This is a genomic window from Vibrio sp. M250220, assembly GCF_036533795.1.
In the GTDB taxonomy this organism is placed as follows: Bacteria; Pseudomonadota; Gammaproteobacteria; order Enterobacterales; family Vibrionaceae; genus Vibrio.
This window is the reverse complement of sequence record NZ_JATABI010000012.1, coordinates 95,229-111,805: the sequence shown is the minus strand read 5'-3', so window position 1 is coordinate 111,805 and position 16,577 is coordinate 95,229. Positions and strand designations below refer to the sequence as shown.

Here is a 16,577-nt window from a genome sequence, read left to right as displayed (position 1 = left end):
GTTGGCTGCCTTTATTAATATGTTTCGCACTACAGTTTTCGACGCAATAACATCAATGCGATGGTCAGGAATACCACGCTTGGCATGACCGCACCAAATACTGGGGGAATGTTGTAAACCAAGCTAAGAGGACCAAAGAACTCACTCGAAATATAGAAAGTGAATCCGGCAATAACGCCCGAAAGAATCCGAGCACCCATAGTCACACTACGCAAAGGACCAAAGATAAAAGAGAGCGCCATCAGCATCATCACCGCAATAGAAAACGGCTGAGTGACCTTGCGCCAAAACGCTAGCTCATAGCGTGAAGGGTCTTGCTCCGATGCCTTGAGATAACTGACATAATCATAAAGTCCGCCCAAAGAAAGCTCTTCTGGTTTTACCGTTACAACCGCTAACTTATCTGGGGCTAGCGAGGTCGTCCAACTGTACTCAGGCAGGCTTTGCTTCGAAATTTCTACTTCATCCACCATCTCAGTCAGCTCAACATCCTTCATGGTCCAAGTATTATCAGAAACATACTCTACCGTCGCAGCATGGACGACACTTTCGAGACGCTTGTTTGCATCAAAACGCCACATGTTCATGCCATAGATTTTGTCGTCTTCGACTTTACCAATAAAGATAAAATCGTTGGCATCACGCGCCCACACCCCCGTTCGCACCGATAAGATCGCACCACCAGATGTAGAAAAAGCTCGTAAATCACGTGCCATTTTTTGAGCCTGAGGGGCGCCCCACTGACCGAGCAATGTCACCAATACCATTAGAGGCACTGCCGTTTTAAGCACGGACATACCGATATTAAGTTTAGAAAAACCCGCGGCCTGCATCACCACAAGTTCTGAGCTTGAAGCCAGCATCCCTAACCCAATTAGAGCCCCTAACAGTGCCGCCATTGGGAAGAACATTTCAATATCACGAGGAATACTTAACAGCACAAAAAACAGTGCTTGAATAAGATCGTAAGAACCTTCGCCAACTTTACGCAGCTGTTCAACATATTTGATGATGGCAGACAGGCCAACAAACGTAGCCAGCACTAGAGAGGTCGTGGCAATGATGGTTTTGCCGATATAGAGATCGAGAATTTTAAACACGACTTACGCTGCCTTCTTTCTTTGTCTTAATTTATCTTTAAAGCGGCGAACAGGAATGCTGTCCATCGAGTTGATGCCGATTGCAGTTAACAGTAGTGCAGCATTGATTGGCCACATACCAATAAATGCTGGAATAGATCCATCTTCAAGCGCAGATTTGGTCGCACTAATCGAAAGGAAGTACGCTAAATAAATTAATATCGCTGGTCCCATTTTGGCAAAACGACCCTGACGAGGGTTAACCGCCGATAGAGGTACGACCAACATGGTCAGTAATGGGATACAAACCACGAGAGAAATACGCCACTGTAATTCTGCTTGCGCTCTCGGTTCTGGATTTTGAATCAATTCTAGCGTTGGGATCGCTTCCCAATCTCGCCCTTTACGTTTGACATCTCGTTGACCAATCAGACCTTCGTATTGATCAAATTTCGTCACCATGTAATCCACTCGCGTTGGCACACCTTCATAGCGAGTACCATCATACATGCGAATAACCTGACGCCCATCGCTTAGCTCTTTCACTTCACCTGATTGCGAGAATGAAACACTCGGCAATATAGAGTCACGCGGTCTCATCTGCGCGACAAAAACATGCTTAAGTTGTTTGCCATCAATATCATCGATGAAAACCACCGATGAACCGTCAGGCGTGCCTTGGAAGTGACCTTTTTTAAGCAGATCGACGCTGTTTTCCGCTTCAACTTCTTCTTGAAGCTGAACCAATTTGTCTTGGCTGTAGGGTGAAAAGACAAATGAGTTAAAACCAGCAATAACTCCGGTAATGACAGCAAGGTACAGAGCCGCACGGATCAAGAATTTGTTACCAATGCCAGTAGCATTCATAACCGTAATTTCACTTTCCGCATATAAGCGACCGAAAGTCAGCAAAATACCTAAGAACAGGCTCAGAGGTAACATCAGTAGGCCCATCGACGGCATGCTCAAAGCAACATAATGCATGACCAAACTCGCGGGGATATCCCCATCCGAAGCATCAGCCAAAACCTTAATCAGTTTTTGGCTGAGGAACACTAAAAACAGGATGAAAAATATCGCTAATTGGCTTTTGAGTGTCTCGCGGATCAAATATCTAACAATAATCACGCTGAAATTACCTATACAAAACTTGTTTTTTTAATTGAATCACTATAATTTCCCGTTGAACCTTTTATTTTTAAATTTTTTGGCTAACTGTTAATGCGCTTATTTAAGGATAGTTCCGAGTAAGGAATCAACAAGTAAGATGGCATTATCTAACATTTAGTTCTATTTGTCTTCAGGATGTAGGAGTACGCATGGAGTTCAGTGTAAAAAGTGGCAGTCCAGAGAAGCAGCGCAGCGCGTGTATCGTTGTGGGCGTGTTCGAGCCACGTCGCCTTTCTCCAGTTGCTGAGCAGCTAGATAAAATCAGCGATGGCTATATCAGTTCACTACTTCGCCGTGGTGATCTGGAAGGAAAACCGGGGCAAATGCTCCTACTTCATCAAGTACCAGGCGTGCTATCAGAGCGCGTACTACTCGTTGGTTGTGGTAAAGAACGTGAGCTTGGCGAACGTCAGTACAAAGAGATCATTCAAAAAACCATCAACACACTTAACGAGACGGGTTCGATGGAAGCCGTCTGCTTCCTGACGGAACTGCACGTTAAAGGCCGCGATACATACTGGAAAGTACGTCAAGCGGTAGAAGCAACGAAAGATGGTCTTTACACCTTCGATCAATTCAAGAGTGTCAAACCAGAAACACGTCGCCCTCTGCGTAAACTGGTATTCAACGTACCTACACGCCGCGAACTCAACCTAGGTGAAAAAGCGATCGCACATGGTCTAGCGATTGCCTCTGGTGTTAAAGCGTCGAAAGATCTTGGCAACATGCCACCCAATATCGCTAACCCTGCATACCTAGCTTCGCAAGCACGTCGCCTAGCAGACGATTACGAAAGCGTTACGACTAAAATCATTGGCGAGCAAGAGATGGAAAAACTGGGTATGACTTCATACCTAGCAGTAGGCCGTGGCTCTAAAAATGAATCTATGATGTCGATCATGGAATACAAGGGCAACCCAGATCCAGAAGCAAAACCAATCGTTCTTGTCGGTAAAGGTCTAACTTTCGATTCTGGCGGTATCTCACTTAAGCCAGGCGAAGGCATGGACGAAATGAAGTACGACATGTGTGGTGCGGCTTCAGTATTCGGTACCATGAAGGCATTGGCGAAACTGAACCTGCCAATCAACGTTATCGGCGTTTTAGCTGGTTGTGAAAACATGCCAGGCAGCAATGCATACCGTCCAGGTGACATCCTAACAACGATGTCCGGTCAAACGGTTGAAGTGCTAAACACCGATGCGGAAGGTCGACTCGTTCTTTGTGATGCGCTGACTTACGTTGAACGTTTTGAGCCAGATTGTGTCGTTGACGTTGCAACTCTAACCGGTGCTTGTGTGATTGCGTTAGGTCACCATATCAGCGGTGTTATCTCAAACCATAACCCTCTTTCTCACGAGCTAGTCAACGCTTCTGAGCAAGCAAGTGACCGTGCATGGCGTCTACCAATGGCTGATGAATACCATGAGCAATTGAAGAGCCCATTTGCGGATATGGCAAACATCGGTGGTCGCCCTGGTGGCACGATTACTGCGGGTTGCTTCTTGTCTAAATTCGCGAAGAAGTACCACTGGGCGCACATTGATATCGCAGGTACTGCGTGGAAGTCAGGTGCGGCAAAAGGCTCAACGGGCCGCCCAGTCTCGATGCTTGTCCAATTCCTGCTTAATCGCAGTGGCCAAGAGACAGAGGAATAAACCTCAACATCTTTAAAAGGGCCGACAGGCCCTTTTTTATTTTCTGCCTTTGTGTGCAAAAGGATCAGAACATGGCGAACGCTACATTTTATCTCATTGCTGAACAATCTCATCAGGCTACCCCTGATGGATTCGAAGAGTACATTCTGTTTCTTACTCGTCACTTTGCTAAGCAAGGAGCAAAGGTCTACCTTAACTGCAATAATAAATCACATGCAGAACAGTTAGCAGAACGATTTTGGCAAGTCGATAGCAGCGAATTTATGGCTCATAATCTAGTCGGTGAAGGCCCGCGATATGCAACCAATATCGAGATTGGCTATCAGGGGGTCAAGCCTTCATGGAACAGACAATTAGTAATAAATTTGGCTGAAAATGAGACAACCTTTGCGAACAAGTTTGCTGAGGTGGTAGACTTCGTCCCTTGCGAGGAAAAAGCCAAGCAACTGGCGCGAGAAAGATATAAAATCTACCGCCAAGCTGGTTATCAGCTACAAACGATCGAAATCAAACACAACTAACGGTCAATCCTTATAGTTAAGCTCTCCACTCTAGAGAGTTCACTTATAATGATTGACTAAGATTTACCATCAACCAGATAAGATTTTCTCTAAATAGTTGGGCGAAAAGCAAGGCAACAGTGAGTAAGTCCCTATGAATATACATTAAGTATTTGATTAGGGTTTGCGAGTGCAGTTAACACAGCGATCAGCCCAAATATGACGAGAAAAAAGGCGATTATGGAAAAGACATACAACCCAACTTCAATTGAACAGGCTTTATATCAAGCTTGGGAAGAGAAAGGCTACTTCAAGCCACACGGTGACACGACTAAAGAAGCTTACAGCATCATGATCCCGCCACCGAACGTCACTGGTAGCCTACATATGGGCCACGCGTTCCAAGACACTATCATGGATACACTTATCCGTGCTGAACGTATGAAGGGTAAAAATACCCTTTGGCAGGTAGGTACTGACCATGCTGGTATCGCGACTCAAATGGTTGTGGAGCGTAAGATTGCTGCTGAAGAAGGCAAAACAAAACACGACTATGGCCGTGATGCTTTCATCGACAAAATCTGGGAATGGAAAGGTGAATCTGGCGGTACGATCACTAAACAGCTCCGTCGTCTTGGTGCATCTGTAGACTGGGATCGTGAACGTTTCACAATGGATGACGGTCTATCAAATGCCGTTCAAGAAGTTTTCGTTCGTCTATACGAAGAAGATCTAATCTACCGCGGTAAGCGTCTCGTTAACTGGGATCCAAAGCTACACACTGCGATCTCTGATCTAGAAGTAGAAAACAAAGACAAAAAAGGCCATATGTGGCACTTCCGCTACCCACTAGCGGACGGCGTCAAAACTGCCGAAGGCAAAGACTACATTGTTGTTGCGACAACTCGTCCTGAAACAATGCTTGGTGATACTGGTGTTGCAGTTAACCCAGAAGATCCTCGTTACAAAGATCTTATCGGTAAAGAGATCATCCTTCCAATCGTTGATCGTCGCATCCCTATCGTAGGCGATGAACATGCGGATATGGAAAAAGGTACTGGCTGTGTGAAGATCACACCAGCTCACGACTTCAACGACTATGAAGTAGGTAAGCGTCACCAGCTACCAATGATCAACATCCTAACTTTCAACGCTGATATCCGTGATGCGGCTGAAGTCTTCACGACAAACGGTGAAGCAAGCGATGCTTACTCTACAGATATCCCAGAAAAATACCGTGGCATGGAGCGTTTCGCTGCGCGTAAGGCTATCGTTGCTGAGTTTGACGAACTGGGTCTGCTTGAGGAAGTGAAAGATCACGACCTAACGGTTCCTTACGGTGACCGTGGCGGTGTGGTTATCGAACCAATGCTGACAGACCAATGGTACGTTCGCACAGCACCTCTAGCTGAAACGGCAACAAAAGCGGTTGAAGATGGCGAAATCCAATTCGTTCCTAAGCAATACGAAAACATGTACTTCTCTTGGATGCGTGACATTCAAGACTGGTGTATCTCACGTCAGCTATGGTGGGGTCACCGCATTCCAGCATGGTACGACAATGACGGTAATGTATACGTAGGTCGCTCTGAAGAAGAAGTTCGTGCTAACAACAACTTAGCGCCAGTCGTGGTTCTACGCCAAGACGACGACGTACTGGATACTTGGTTCTCTTCTGCACTATGGACGTTTGGTACTCAAGGTTGGCCAGAAAACACTGACGACCTGAAGACATTCCACCCTTCAGATGTATTGGTTACGGGTTTTGACATCATCTTCTTCTGGGTTGCTCGTATGATCATGATGACGATGCACTTCTGTAAAGATGAGAATGGTAAACCACAAGTACCATTCAAAACAGTTTACGTTACTGGTCTAATCCGTGACGAAAACGGCGACAAAATGTCTAAGTCTAAAGGCAACGTTCTTGACCCTATCGATATGATCGACGGCATCGACCTAGAGTCTCTTGTTGAGAAGCGCACTGGCAACATGATGCAGCCTCAACTTGCAGCGAAGATCGAGAAGAACACACGTAAGACATTTGAGAACGGTATCGAACCATACGGTACTGACGCACTGCGTTTCACTCTCGCGGCGATGGCTTCTACTGGTCGTGACATCAACTGGGATATGAAACGTCTAGAAGGTTACCGTAACTTCTGTAACAAGCTATGGAACGCGAGCCGTTACGTACTCATGAACACAGAAGAGCAAGATTGTGGCTTTGGTGCTGGTGAAGTTGAATACTCTCTTGCAGACAAGTGGATCGAATCTCAGTTTGAGCTTGCAGCGCAAGAGTTCAACGCCCACCTAGATAACTACCGTCTAGACATGGCAGCGAACACAATTTATGAGTTCATCTGGAACCAATTCTGTGACTGGTACCTAGAGCTAACCAAACCTGTTCTATGGAAAGGAAATGAAGCTCAGCAACGTGGTACACGTCGCACGCTAATCACAGTTCTAGAGAAGACGCTTCGCCTAGCACACCCAGTGATTCCTTACATCACCGAGACTATTTGGCAGAGCATCAAGCCTCTTGTCGACGGCGTTGAAGGTGAAACCATTATGCTTCAAGCGCTTCCTCAGTTTGATGAAGCAAACTTCAACCAAGAAGCTCTTGATGACATCGAGTGGGTTAAGTCATTCATCACCAGCATTCGTAACCTACGTGCTGAGTACGACATCAATCCAGGTAAACCGCTTGAAGTTATGCTAAAAGCGGCAAACGAAAAAGATGCAGCTCGACTAGAAGCAAACAAACAAGTTCTAGTTTCTTTAGCGAAACTTGAGTCAGTGCGTGTTCTTGAGTCAGGTGAAGAAACTCCAGCGTGTGCAACAGCACTCGTTGCTAAGTCTGAACTGATGATCCCAATGGCTGGTCTTATCGACAAAGATGCGGAACTTGCTCGTCTCGATGGTGAAATCAAGAAGACTCAAGGCGAAATCAAACGTCTTGACGGTAAGCTAGGTAACGAAGGCTTCGTTGCTAAAGCACCGGAAGCTGTTGTTGCGAAAGAGCGTGAGAAACTAGAAGGCTACAAAGAGACATTAAGTAAGCTAGAAGAGCAAAAAGCAACAATTGCAGCGCTGTAATAGCAGTGACTGAATAAAACAAAAGGCAGCGGATTCGCTGCCTTTTGTTTCTTTTGACTTGAATATTAATCCCGAGCAGCTTGGATGCGCTGCTCGAAATCTGGATGAGAGTTAAGCCACTCCGGGACATCAAGTGAGTATTGCTGCTCGAACAACTCAAACATTTCCGCCATCTGCTCACTGCTGCCGTATATCTTCACCATTGCTTGCTTCGCAAAGTGGTCGGCTTCACTCTCCGCCTGCCTCGAATACCCGTTAGACAAGAGGAACACGCCAACACCTGCAAGATTATCAACAATACCTGAACTCTCACCGGTCAAAAGCACTACCCCAACCGACAAAATACTCGAACGAACCAACTTCTCCACCATGTGACGATGATGAACATGACCAATCTCGTGCAGGATAATGCTGTCCAGTTGCAGCTCATTCGCGGCGAGCTCAACCAGTTGGTCGAGCAAAATTACTTTCCCACCCGGCAGAGCAAACGCATTGGCACCAATGTCTGATGAACGAAAAATGATTTCGACCGGATACGGCAATGGATCCAGTTGCTGCAAATGCTGGGTAACACGCTGTCGAATCGCTTCTTGCTGCTCTAAGGGTAACTCGCTCTCTTGCCAGTTGTTATCAAAGGTTTCCAGAATCTTGTTACCCAAGCTCACCGAGACCGAATCTGGCAGCAACTGTGCCACTTTCTCGCTGACCCAAGGCAACGCGTAAAAATAACCTCCGAGCAACACACCAAGACACACTACTATCGCAACGAGCCAAGCCATCACGTTGGATTCAATTTTATCCACCAATCCTGACTTTCGGTTACGCTTGAGCCACGCGCTAACTTCTACGCTGCGCTCCACAACAAAGACCCAGCCATCAGGGAAAGCAAACCGAATCGGCAAATTGCCAACAGGCACGCTGATTTCTACTTCCTGTTGCTGACAGCTGATGATATCGCCGCCTACACGAAGGCTTAAGAAATTGGCTTGGCTGACGTCCAGCTCCGCCTCATAACGAACTGAGCTACGAGGCGGAAAGGCGGTTCCTTGAATCCGCATTAACCGATACCAATACCGATGTCGAACGCTTGTGCGACTTCATCTGTAATCGCAGATTTCACATCAGAATCTAGGTCTATCGCTGCTAACAGCGCCATATCACCAATCACTTCAGTATTGTCCGCCAAATAACGTGTAGTTCTAACCATGACCCAAGGGCGCGCAATACCTAGCGTGATAACTTGCAGTAAGAAGTTCGACACCACCAGCCACACATAGCCAAAGACCGTTAAGCTGGAGTTGAATTGGTATTGGTTTTCAGGTGTCTGCTCGTGGCTCGCACAAAGCTGACCAAATACATGGTTGCGAATACAAACCGTGGTGTAAGCGCTTAACGCGATAGACAACGCAAACAGAACCAAGTAGCCAAATATGAACACGCTCATCTGAGAACCATCTTCCAACGAGCTAAAGTTACCGTTTTGCAGTGCATGGAAGTCCATCCCACTAAATACCGAACCGAGCATAACAAAGCCCAATAGTGCAGAAGCAAGCACACCAATCAATAATGCTTTCAGGTAGGTTTTGATAAAGAAGCCGTTGGTCAACTCAGCACTGAACTTCCAATCGCCGTATTGATAGCCATTAGCAAAGAACTTCTGTACGCCCGCGATCACCCAGCCGTAAAGTACGGCCAATAAGATCAATGAGCTTGCGCCTAAAATCACCGTCGCCATCACCGACAGGGAGGCAATAGCAACCACGATAGAGAAATAGATCATCGCCACCAGCAAAGCACTTAGGCCACGCCCAAGTAGCGATAAATATGCGTCCTTTAGCGTTGCGGTAAATGAAAAGCGCACATTACGGTAGCTGGTCATCGCCGCGTCAAAACACGCATTGCTCCATAGTAACCACGGTAAAGCTGCGTAAAAGACTAATAGCAACACCATGCTGATCATCGGCGCGATACTGTTAGACACATACCACAACAACACAATAACCAAAGCCACTATACGCCCTTTGAGAATTTGCATTGGCGTGGCGTGGTATTCGAAGTTGTCTCCGGCAATCGAAGTATTACCATAAAAGTAACGCTTGGTACGAACTTTCGCCCAAGCGGAGTAGATACCTAGTGTGATGATAGAGAGCAAGATATTGACAATCCAGATGCCAAAAAACTCGCCTCCTCGACCATTAAACTGTACAGGGTTTGTAATTTGATTGTTTTCCATGCTTTGTTTTTCCTGACGTTTGAATAAATAACCTTAGTTTTAACAATGTCTTACATTTCATCCAAAGCGTCTATAGGTAACGCCGGAAAATACCTCACCAATAGATATGCATCACAAAACATAAGTAGTAAATATGGAATACACGATGATTCATCTACTCATCAACATTACACGACTCGGTTCTTCTCTCGCCCTGCGATAAAGGCGGCAATGTTATCCATTAAAATATCCACCAAGCTCTGGATGGAGGAATCACTCCCCCAAGCAACATGTGGCGTGAGTAATAAGTTTGGCAAGTGCATATTGGCAATAAGTGAGTTGGATTCATCCGCTGGCTCATCGGTAAAGACATCGACGCCCGCACCACGAATGACACCTTGTTTTAGGGCATCCACCAGCGCCTCTTCATCGACCAAACCACCTCGACCAGTGTTGATAACGATACTGGATGATTTCATCGCAGCCAGTTCATTGCGACCGATAAGATGACGTGTCTCTTCGCTTAACGGGCAATGTAGGGTTAACACATCGGCTTGTGCGAGTACTTGTTCGAACGGCAGATAACCTTCTCGACACGGAGAAATCCCTTTGCGCTCCGCAAAGACAACATGCATCCCCAACGCTTTAGCCACAGCTGCTGTCGCTTGCCCTAATGCTCCACTGCCAATCACCCCCATCGTTGAGCCAGCTGTATCGCTAATGGGATGAGTAAAGAAACAGAACTGCTTATTACGTTGCCACTCTCCTGCCGCTATATCATTGTGATAGCCTTTCAAATTGCGTTTAAGCGCAAACATCATCGCAATCACGTGCTCTGGTACAGACTGAGTGGCATACCCCTGCACATTGGTCACAGCGATACCATGTTGCTGACAATAGTCGATATCAACATTGTTAAATCCAGTAGCCGAGATAGCGACCAATTTAAGGTTAGTTAGTTGACTCAAGATATTGCTATCTAGCACTACTTTGTTCGTAATGATCACTTCTGCTTGGTGAGCACGTTCAACCACCAACGCTGGAGTGGTGAAATCGTACTCAATCCAGTGATGCGGAAATGGAAGAGATGGCAATTCAATTTGCGTAGGGATGGTTGCTCGATCAAGAAAAACAACAGTTGGCAGCGACATATAACCTCCTTGTTGCTGCCTTATATACAGTTATTGGTGTGGCAGCGTTTTGTAGTCTGGTAATTTTCGCACAGGATCAAAATAATCAAAGATCATCTCTTCTGCTTCAAGATAGAAGTCACATGGTACAAAAATACTACGCAGCCATTCACTGCGCGGATGATAAAAACTGAGCTCCGCCGCATGCAACTCTAGGCGATTTGAGTATTCATACGCCTCTTGCTCCGCATAAAATTCATCTCCGACAATTGGGTGTCCTAAAGCTTGCATGTGAACGCGCAACTGATGAGAGCGACCTGTCACAGGTAGCAATCTAACGATGGTGGTTTTCTCTTCTCGTTTCACCACCTGGAAAATGGTTTTCGATGGTTTACCATCTTGATAGCAAACCTTCTGTCGCGGTCTATTCGGCCAGTCACAAATCAATGGGAAATCGAGCACTCCTTCTTGTTGCTCGACATGCCCCCAGACTCGCGCATAATAGACTTTGTGCGTCAGTCGATACTGAAACTGCTTCTTTAACGCCCTTTCAGCATGTTTATGCTTTGCGAAAACCATCAGACCGGATGTGTCCATATCCAAGCGATGAACCACCTGAACATCAGGGTAGTTTTCCATCAAGCGAGACCACATACTGTCATAATGTTCTGCTGCTCGCCCCGGAACAGAAAGCAAACCAGACGGCTTATTCACCGCTAAGATGTGCTCGTCTTCAAACACGATTTCAACCCAAGGTTCACGTGGTGGGTTGTATTCTGTCATTGCCATAAATGATACCCGACAAAAACCCAGCTCAGAGCTGGGTTTATCAATTAAAGGACGCCAATTAGTTGTGAGAGACCACAATCATGCGTAACGAGTCTAGTTGGTACTGAGCTTGGCCAATATAGCCAGTGAGTAACTTAATCTGCTCTTCAATCGCTTCAAGTTCTTCATCACGAATATTTGGGTTCACCGCTTTCAATGCTTGTAAGCGCTCTAATTCTGCATTGAGGCTCGCTTGCATCTCTTGCTGAGCTTGGCTGCGAATGGCGTCGACTTTTTCTACCACTAGCTTATCGCCGGCTTCAATCATCTGATGTACTTGTGCCTGTACCGATGAAACCAGCTTAGTTGCGATATGACGACCCACTGGGCTTAGTTGACGGTTAAAACTCTCAAACTCAACTTGTGAAGAGAGGTCATTACCTTTTCCGTCCAGCATTAAGCGAATTGGCGTCGTTGGCAGAAAACGACTGATTCCGCTGCGCTTAGGCGCTTGAGCATCTACCTTATAAACCAGTTCTAGTAGCATTGTACCAACGGGCAATGCTTTATTTTTCAGTAGTGAAACCGCCGTCGTACCTACGCCTTCACTCATCAGTAAGTCAATGCCCCCCTGAATCATTGGGTGTTCCCAACTGATAAAGTTCATATCCTCACGAGACAGTGCAGTTTCACGGTCAAATGTGATGGTGGCACCTTCATAAGGCAGACCTGGATAACTCGGAACCAACATATGCTCTGATGGCGTCACGACTAAGGCATTTTCACCTTTGTCGTCCTGATCGAGACCAATCGTATCAAACAGGCTCAAAGCGAAAGTCACTAAGTTAGTATCGCCGTCGGTTGCTGCAATCTTATCGACGATTGCTTGCGCCTTTTCACCACCATTAGAGTGCATTTCTAATAGACGGTCACGACCTTGTTCTAACTGAGCTTTTAACTCTTTGTTCATTACCGCTGATTCAGCAATCACATCATCTAAATCACTCGTGTCGCCTGACGCAAGCATTTCAATGAGGCGATCTGCGAATTTGTCATAAACCGTGCGACCTGTCGGACAGGTTTCTGCAAAAGCGTTAAGGCCTTCATCAAACCAACGCGCCAAAATGGCCTGTGACGTACCCTGTAGGTATGGAACATGAATATCGATATCGCGGTTCTGACCAATACGGTCAAGACGGCCAACACGTTGCTCAAGCAAATCCGGATTAAACGGCAAGTCAAACATCACCAGTTGGTTAGCAAACTGGAAGTTACGACCTTCAGAGCCAATTTCGCTACAAATCAGTACCTGAGCACCGCCCTCTTCCTGGGCAAAATAAGCCGCCGCTTTGTCGCGCTCTAGAATCGACATACCTTCATGGAAAACCGTAGCTCGAATGCCTTCGCGCTCACGCAGAGCTTGTTCTAACTGAAGTGCAGTGCTCGCACGAGAAGCGATAACTAAAATTTTCTCACTGCGCTTTTCGGTAATTTTTTCAAGTAACCAGTTAACACGACTATCAAATTGCCACCAGCTTGAATCATCCCCTTCAAACTCTTGGAAGATCTCTTCTGGGTATAGGTTCTTTAACGCACGAGCTTCCGAACTCATCTTGCCACCAATCATGCCCGACACACGCATAGAGGTCGTGTACTGCTGTGGGATAAGCATCGGCAGAAGGTGAACGTTACGTGTTGGAAACCCTTTGATTGCAGCACGTGTATTACGGAAAAGTACGCGACCAGTACCGTGACGATCCATTAGGTTATCAATCAGTTCTTGGCGTGCAGCGGCTTTGGCTTCTTCGTCGCTATCACTTTCGATAATACGGAAAAGTGGCTCCACATCCTGCTCAGAGAGCAATTCAGTAATTTGGTTTTTCGCTTCGTCTGCCAGCTTTTGACCAGAGAATAGCGCACTAACAGAATCAGCAACCGGCGCATATTGCTCTTCTTCTTTGATGAACTCTTGGTAGTCAAAGAAACGATCAGAATCCAGTAAGCGAAGACGAGCAAAGTGGCTTTCACGACCTAGCTGCTCAGGTGTCGCCGTCAACAATAGAACACCTGGCGTACGCTCCGCTAAACCTTCAACCACTTGGTATTCGCGACTTGGCTTCTCTGGGCTCCACTCTAGGTGGTGCGCCTCATCGACAACCAGCAGATCCCACTCACCTTCCAGTGCTTGTTCAAAACGTTTACGACTCTTGCGCAAGAAGTCGAGCGAACAGAGTACATATTGCTGAGTATCAAATGGGTTTTCTGAGTCAGCAAATGCTTCAATGCAGCGCTCTTCATCAAAGATGGAGAAATGCAGGTTAAATCGACGCATCATCTCGACCAACCACTGATGTTGCAGCGTTTCTGGTACAACAATCAAAATACGCTCAGCGCGGCCAGCCAGTACTTGCTGGTGAATGATCATACCAGCTTCAATGGTTTTACCCAGACCGACTTCATCCGCCAAAAGTACGCGTGGCGCATGACGACGACCCACTTCGTGTGCAATGTATAACTGATGAGGGATAAGGCCTGCACGCATACCACACAGACCTCGCATTGGGCTCTTGTGCTGTTCGTATTGGTTCACCAATGCACGATAACGGAGCACAAAATTATCCATACGATCGATTTGACCCGCGTACAACTTATCTTGTGGCTTGTTAAAACGAATCTGGTTGCTCAACATAATTTCACGCAGAACAATACCGTCTTCACCGCTGTCTTCACCGCTGTCTTCACGTGAACCTATGTAGCTTAGTAGTCCTTGGTCTTCGACAACTTGCTCAACTTTAAGAGACCACCCTTCCTGACTTTCAACCACATCGCCAGCGTTAAAGGTCACTCGGGTTACAGGCGCATCGTTTCGAGCGTAAACGCGGTTTTCTTCAGAAGCTGCAAACATTAATGTCACAGTACGAGCATCCAATGCTACAACGGTTCCTAAACCTAAATCGCTCTCCGTATCGCTGATCCAGCGCTGGCCCAAAGCAAATGTCATGAATCGACTACCTCATCTAAATTTGTTCGAAAATGGGTCTATTTATTTTAGTAACTCTTGCGCAACTTGAAAGGAAACTGACGAGGAAAAATAGGTCAGTCGTTACGCCGAAAAAGGTCGCTAATCTTACTTGAAGCTGTGACATTGGTCACGTACAAAGGCCTCAAAAACCAACAATTTTTTACTCAAGCTGAGTGTGACATCAAAGTGTAAGAAATCAGTGGCACTTCTAAAAGAGCGTGTTGAAAAAGCTGTTTATACTTATCTATGAGCAGCATCATTTCACGTCAAGTTTCTGACTGGCACAACTGATGCATTCAAATAGGATGACGTTCAACACGGGTTTGCAGTTTTTGTAGTCAAACCATCAGCGAACTCTGATTACCTGGCTACATCGCTGCAACCAACCGCAGAGATCCTCTTCATAGCAAAGCTTGAAGAGTAAGCAGGCCGCCAACTGGCAAGGAGACGCTTATGGGTGATACAGACCGGAAAATTTTTGTCCTAGACACCAACATTCTTCTTCATGAACCACTCGCCATCTACTCATTTAAGGAACACGATGTCGTTATCCCAATGACTGTTCTTGAAGAGCTTGACCGAATTAAGGACAGTAAACGCGATGTTGCTCGCGATGCGCGTGTCGCAATACGTGCACTAGAAGCGATGTTTAAAGATGCCACTCCAGATGAGATATCCGAAGGCATCCCCACCAACAAAGAGAAAGAGAATACCGGACACATTGCCATTCTGGCTGACTTTGAGCTGCAAGAGACCGTCAAAGCTTTTGCCGACAAAGCCGGTGACAACCGCATCTTAAATGGTGTGCTCTATTTGCAAAACAAACGTGCACCGCGCGAAGTCATCTTAGTCACCAAAGACATCAACATGCGCTTACGGGCAAAAGGGGCTGGGGTTAGGTTTGTTGAAGACTACCGCACAGATCAGCTCATTGATGACGTGCAATACCTGACAAAAGGATTCCAGCAAATTGAAGGAGAGTTCTGGAACAACGTCCAAAATGTCGAAAGTAAAACTCTTGCAGGCAGAACCTATCACACCATCGCACGCGAACCCTTTGAGCCTACTTATATCAATCAATACATGATCGATGAGGACAGCGACTTCGCAGGGCGCGTAGAGGAGATTGACCAAGATACGATCACGATTAAAGATCTCAGCCGTGAAAGAATGATGCATCGACGCGCTTGGGATATCACCCCAAAAAACATCTATCAAGGAATGGCGCTAGATGCCCTACTCGATCCAGACATTGATCTGGTGATCCTAACTGGGGCTGCTGGTAGTGGTAAAACCTTACTCGCTCTCGCCTCTGCACTAGAGCAAACCATAGAAAAAGGCATCTTTGACAAAATCATCGTCACTCGAAACACCCCAGACATAGGTGAAGCGATCGGCTTTTTACCGGGTAGTGAAGAAGAGAAAATGATGCCATGGCTTGCGGCCGTCACCGATACATTAGAAGCATTGCATAAAAACGATCACTGCACTGAAGGCTCATTGAAATACATCTGCGACAAAGCCAATATTCAGTTCAAATCGATCAACTTTATGCGCGGACGTTCGATCCAAAATGCCTTCGTCTTGCTCGATGAGTGTCAGAACCTGACCGCTTCTCAGATCAAAACCATCATAACCCGTTGTGGTGAAGGGACTAAGATCGTCTGCTCAGGTAACCTAGCACAAATCGATTCTCACTATCTAACCCCCGTCACTTCTGGCTTAACCTATATGGTCGAGCGATTTAAAAACTTTGAAGGAAGTGCCAACATTCACCTCAATGGTGTGGTTCGCAGCCGACTAGCTGAATACGCCGAAGAGAATTTATAATCACTTTTGCCGAGATATAATTCATATCTCGGCATTTATTTAAAATAATTATTCACAAATAGCCGTTAAATATGTTTAACTAAAGCCATTAAACCGAATCAACATTCAG

Annotated in this window: 11 protein-coding genes; 4 read left to right on the top strand and 7 right to left on the bottom strand. The window is 46.2% G+C overall.

Annotated elements, in window-relative coordinates; translation table 11 throughout:
* Nucleotides 1–29: 29 nt before the first annotated feature.
* A complete protein-coding gene (lptG, locus tag QTN94_RS06915) occupies nt 30–1,100 on the bottom strand; it encodes an LPS export ABC transporter permease LptG (protein ID WP_138971942.1) in 1,071 nt (356 codons plus the stop codon).
* Nucleotides 1,101–1,103: 3 nt separating this feature from the next.
* Nucleotides 1,104–2,207: an LPS export ABC transporter permease LptF gene (lptF, locus tag QTN94_RS06910; RefSeq protein ID WP_331427267.1), complete on the bottom strand. Its 1,104-nt coding sequence runs from the start codon at nt 2,205–2,207 to the stop codon at nt 1,104–1,106.
* Between the two features lie 191 nt (nt 2,208–2,398).
* On the opposite strand from lptF, the gene pepA reads away from it, so the two are divergent.
* The 3 genes from pepA (at nt 2,399) to QTN94_RS06895 (ending at nt 7,506) form a co-directional block, all read left to right on the top strand.
* Nucleotides 2,399–3,907 (top strand): leucyl aminopeptidase, encoded by a 1,509-nt coding sequence (gene pepA, locus QTN94_RS06905; protein ID WP_138971941.1) that lies wholly within the window; start codon nt 2,399–2,401, stop codon nt 3,905–3,907.
* A gap of 71 nt (nt 3,908–3,978) precedes the next feature.
* Complete coding sequence (locus QTN94_RS06900; protein WP_331427266.1) at nt 3,979–4,428, top strand: DNA polymerase III subunit chi; 450 nt, start codon at nt 3,979–3,981, stop codon at nt 4,426–4,428.
* 219 nt (nt 4,429–4,647) lie between these two features.
* On the top strand, nt 4,648–7,506 hold the full coding sequence (locus QTN94_RS06895; protein ID WP_331427265.1) for a valine--tRNA ligase: 2,859 nt from the start codon (nt 4,648–4,650) through the stop codon (nt 7,504–7,506).
* 65 nt (nt 7,507–7,571) lie between these two features.
* On the opposite strand, the gene QTN94_RS06890 is transcribed toward QTN94_RS06895, so the two are convergent.
* The 5 genes from QTN94_RS06890 to rapA all read right to left on the bottom strand — a co-directional run bounded on the left by QTN94_RS06890 (nt 7,572) and on the right by rapA (nt 14,617).
* Nucleotides 7,572–8,564 carry a M48 family metallopeptidase gene (locus QTN94_RS06890; RefSeq protein WP_138971939.1) on the bottom strand — a complete coding sequence of 331 codons (993 nt, stop codon included), beginning with the start codon at nt 8,562–8,564 and terminating at the stop codon, nt 7,572–7,574.
* Nucleotides 8,564–9,739 (bottom strand): YjgN family protein, encoded by a 1,176-nt coding sequence (locus QTN94_RS06885; protein WP_331427264.1) that lies wholly within the window; start codon nt 9,737–9,739, stop codon nt 8,564–8,566. Before QTN94_RS06885 ends, QTN94_RS06890 begins: the two co-directional genes overlap by 1 nt.
* A 167-nt stretch (nt 9,740–9,906) precedes the next feature.
* A complete protein-coding gene (locus QTN94_RS06880) occupies nt 9,907–10,869 on the bottom strand; it encodes a D-2-hydroxyacid dehydrogenase (protein WP_138971937.1) in 963 nt (320 codons plus the stop codon).
* 30 nt (nt 10,870–10,899) lie between these two features.
* Nucleotides 10,900–11,637, bottom strand: a complete 738-nt coding sequence (gene rluA / locus QTN94_RS06875) for a bifunctional tRNA pseudouridine(32) synthase/23S rRNA pseudouridine(746) synthase RluA (RefSeq protein ID WP_138971936.1) — start codon at nt 11,635–11,637, stop codon at nt 10,900–10,902.
* Nucleotides 11,638–11,695: 58 nt separating this feature from the next.
* Nucleotides 11,696–14,617, bottom strand: a complete 2,922-nt coding sequence (gene rapA, locus QTN94_RS06870) for an RNA polymerase-associated protein RapA (protein ID WP_331427263.1) — start codon at nt 14,615–14,617, stop codon at nt 11,696–11,698.
* Between the two features lie 474 nt (nt 14,618–15,091).
* On the opposite strand from rapA, the gene QTN94_RS06865 reads away from it, so the two are divergent.
* A complete protein-coding gene (locus QTN94_RS06865; RefSeq protein ID WP_138971934.1) occupies nt 15,092–16,468 on the top strand; it encodes a PhoH family protein in 1,377 nt (458 codons plus the stop codon).
* The last annotated feature ends 109 nt before the right edge of the window (nt 16,469–16,577 follow it).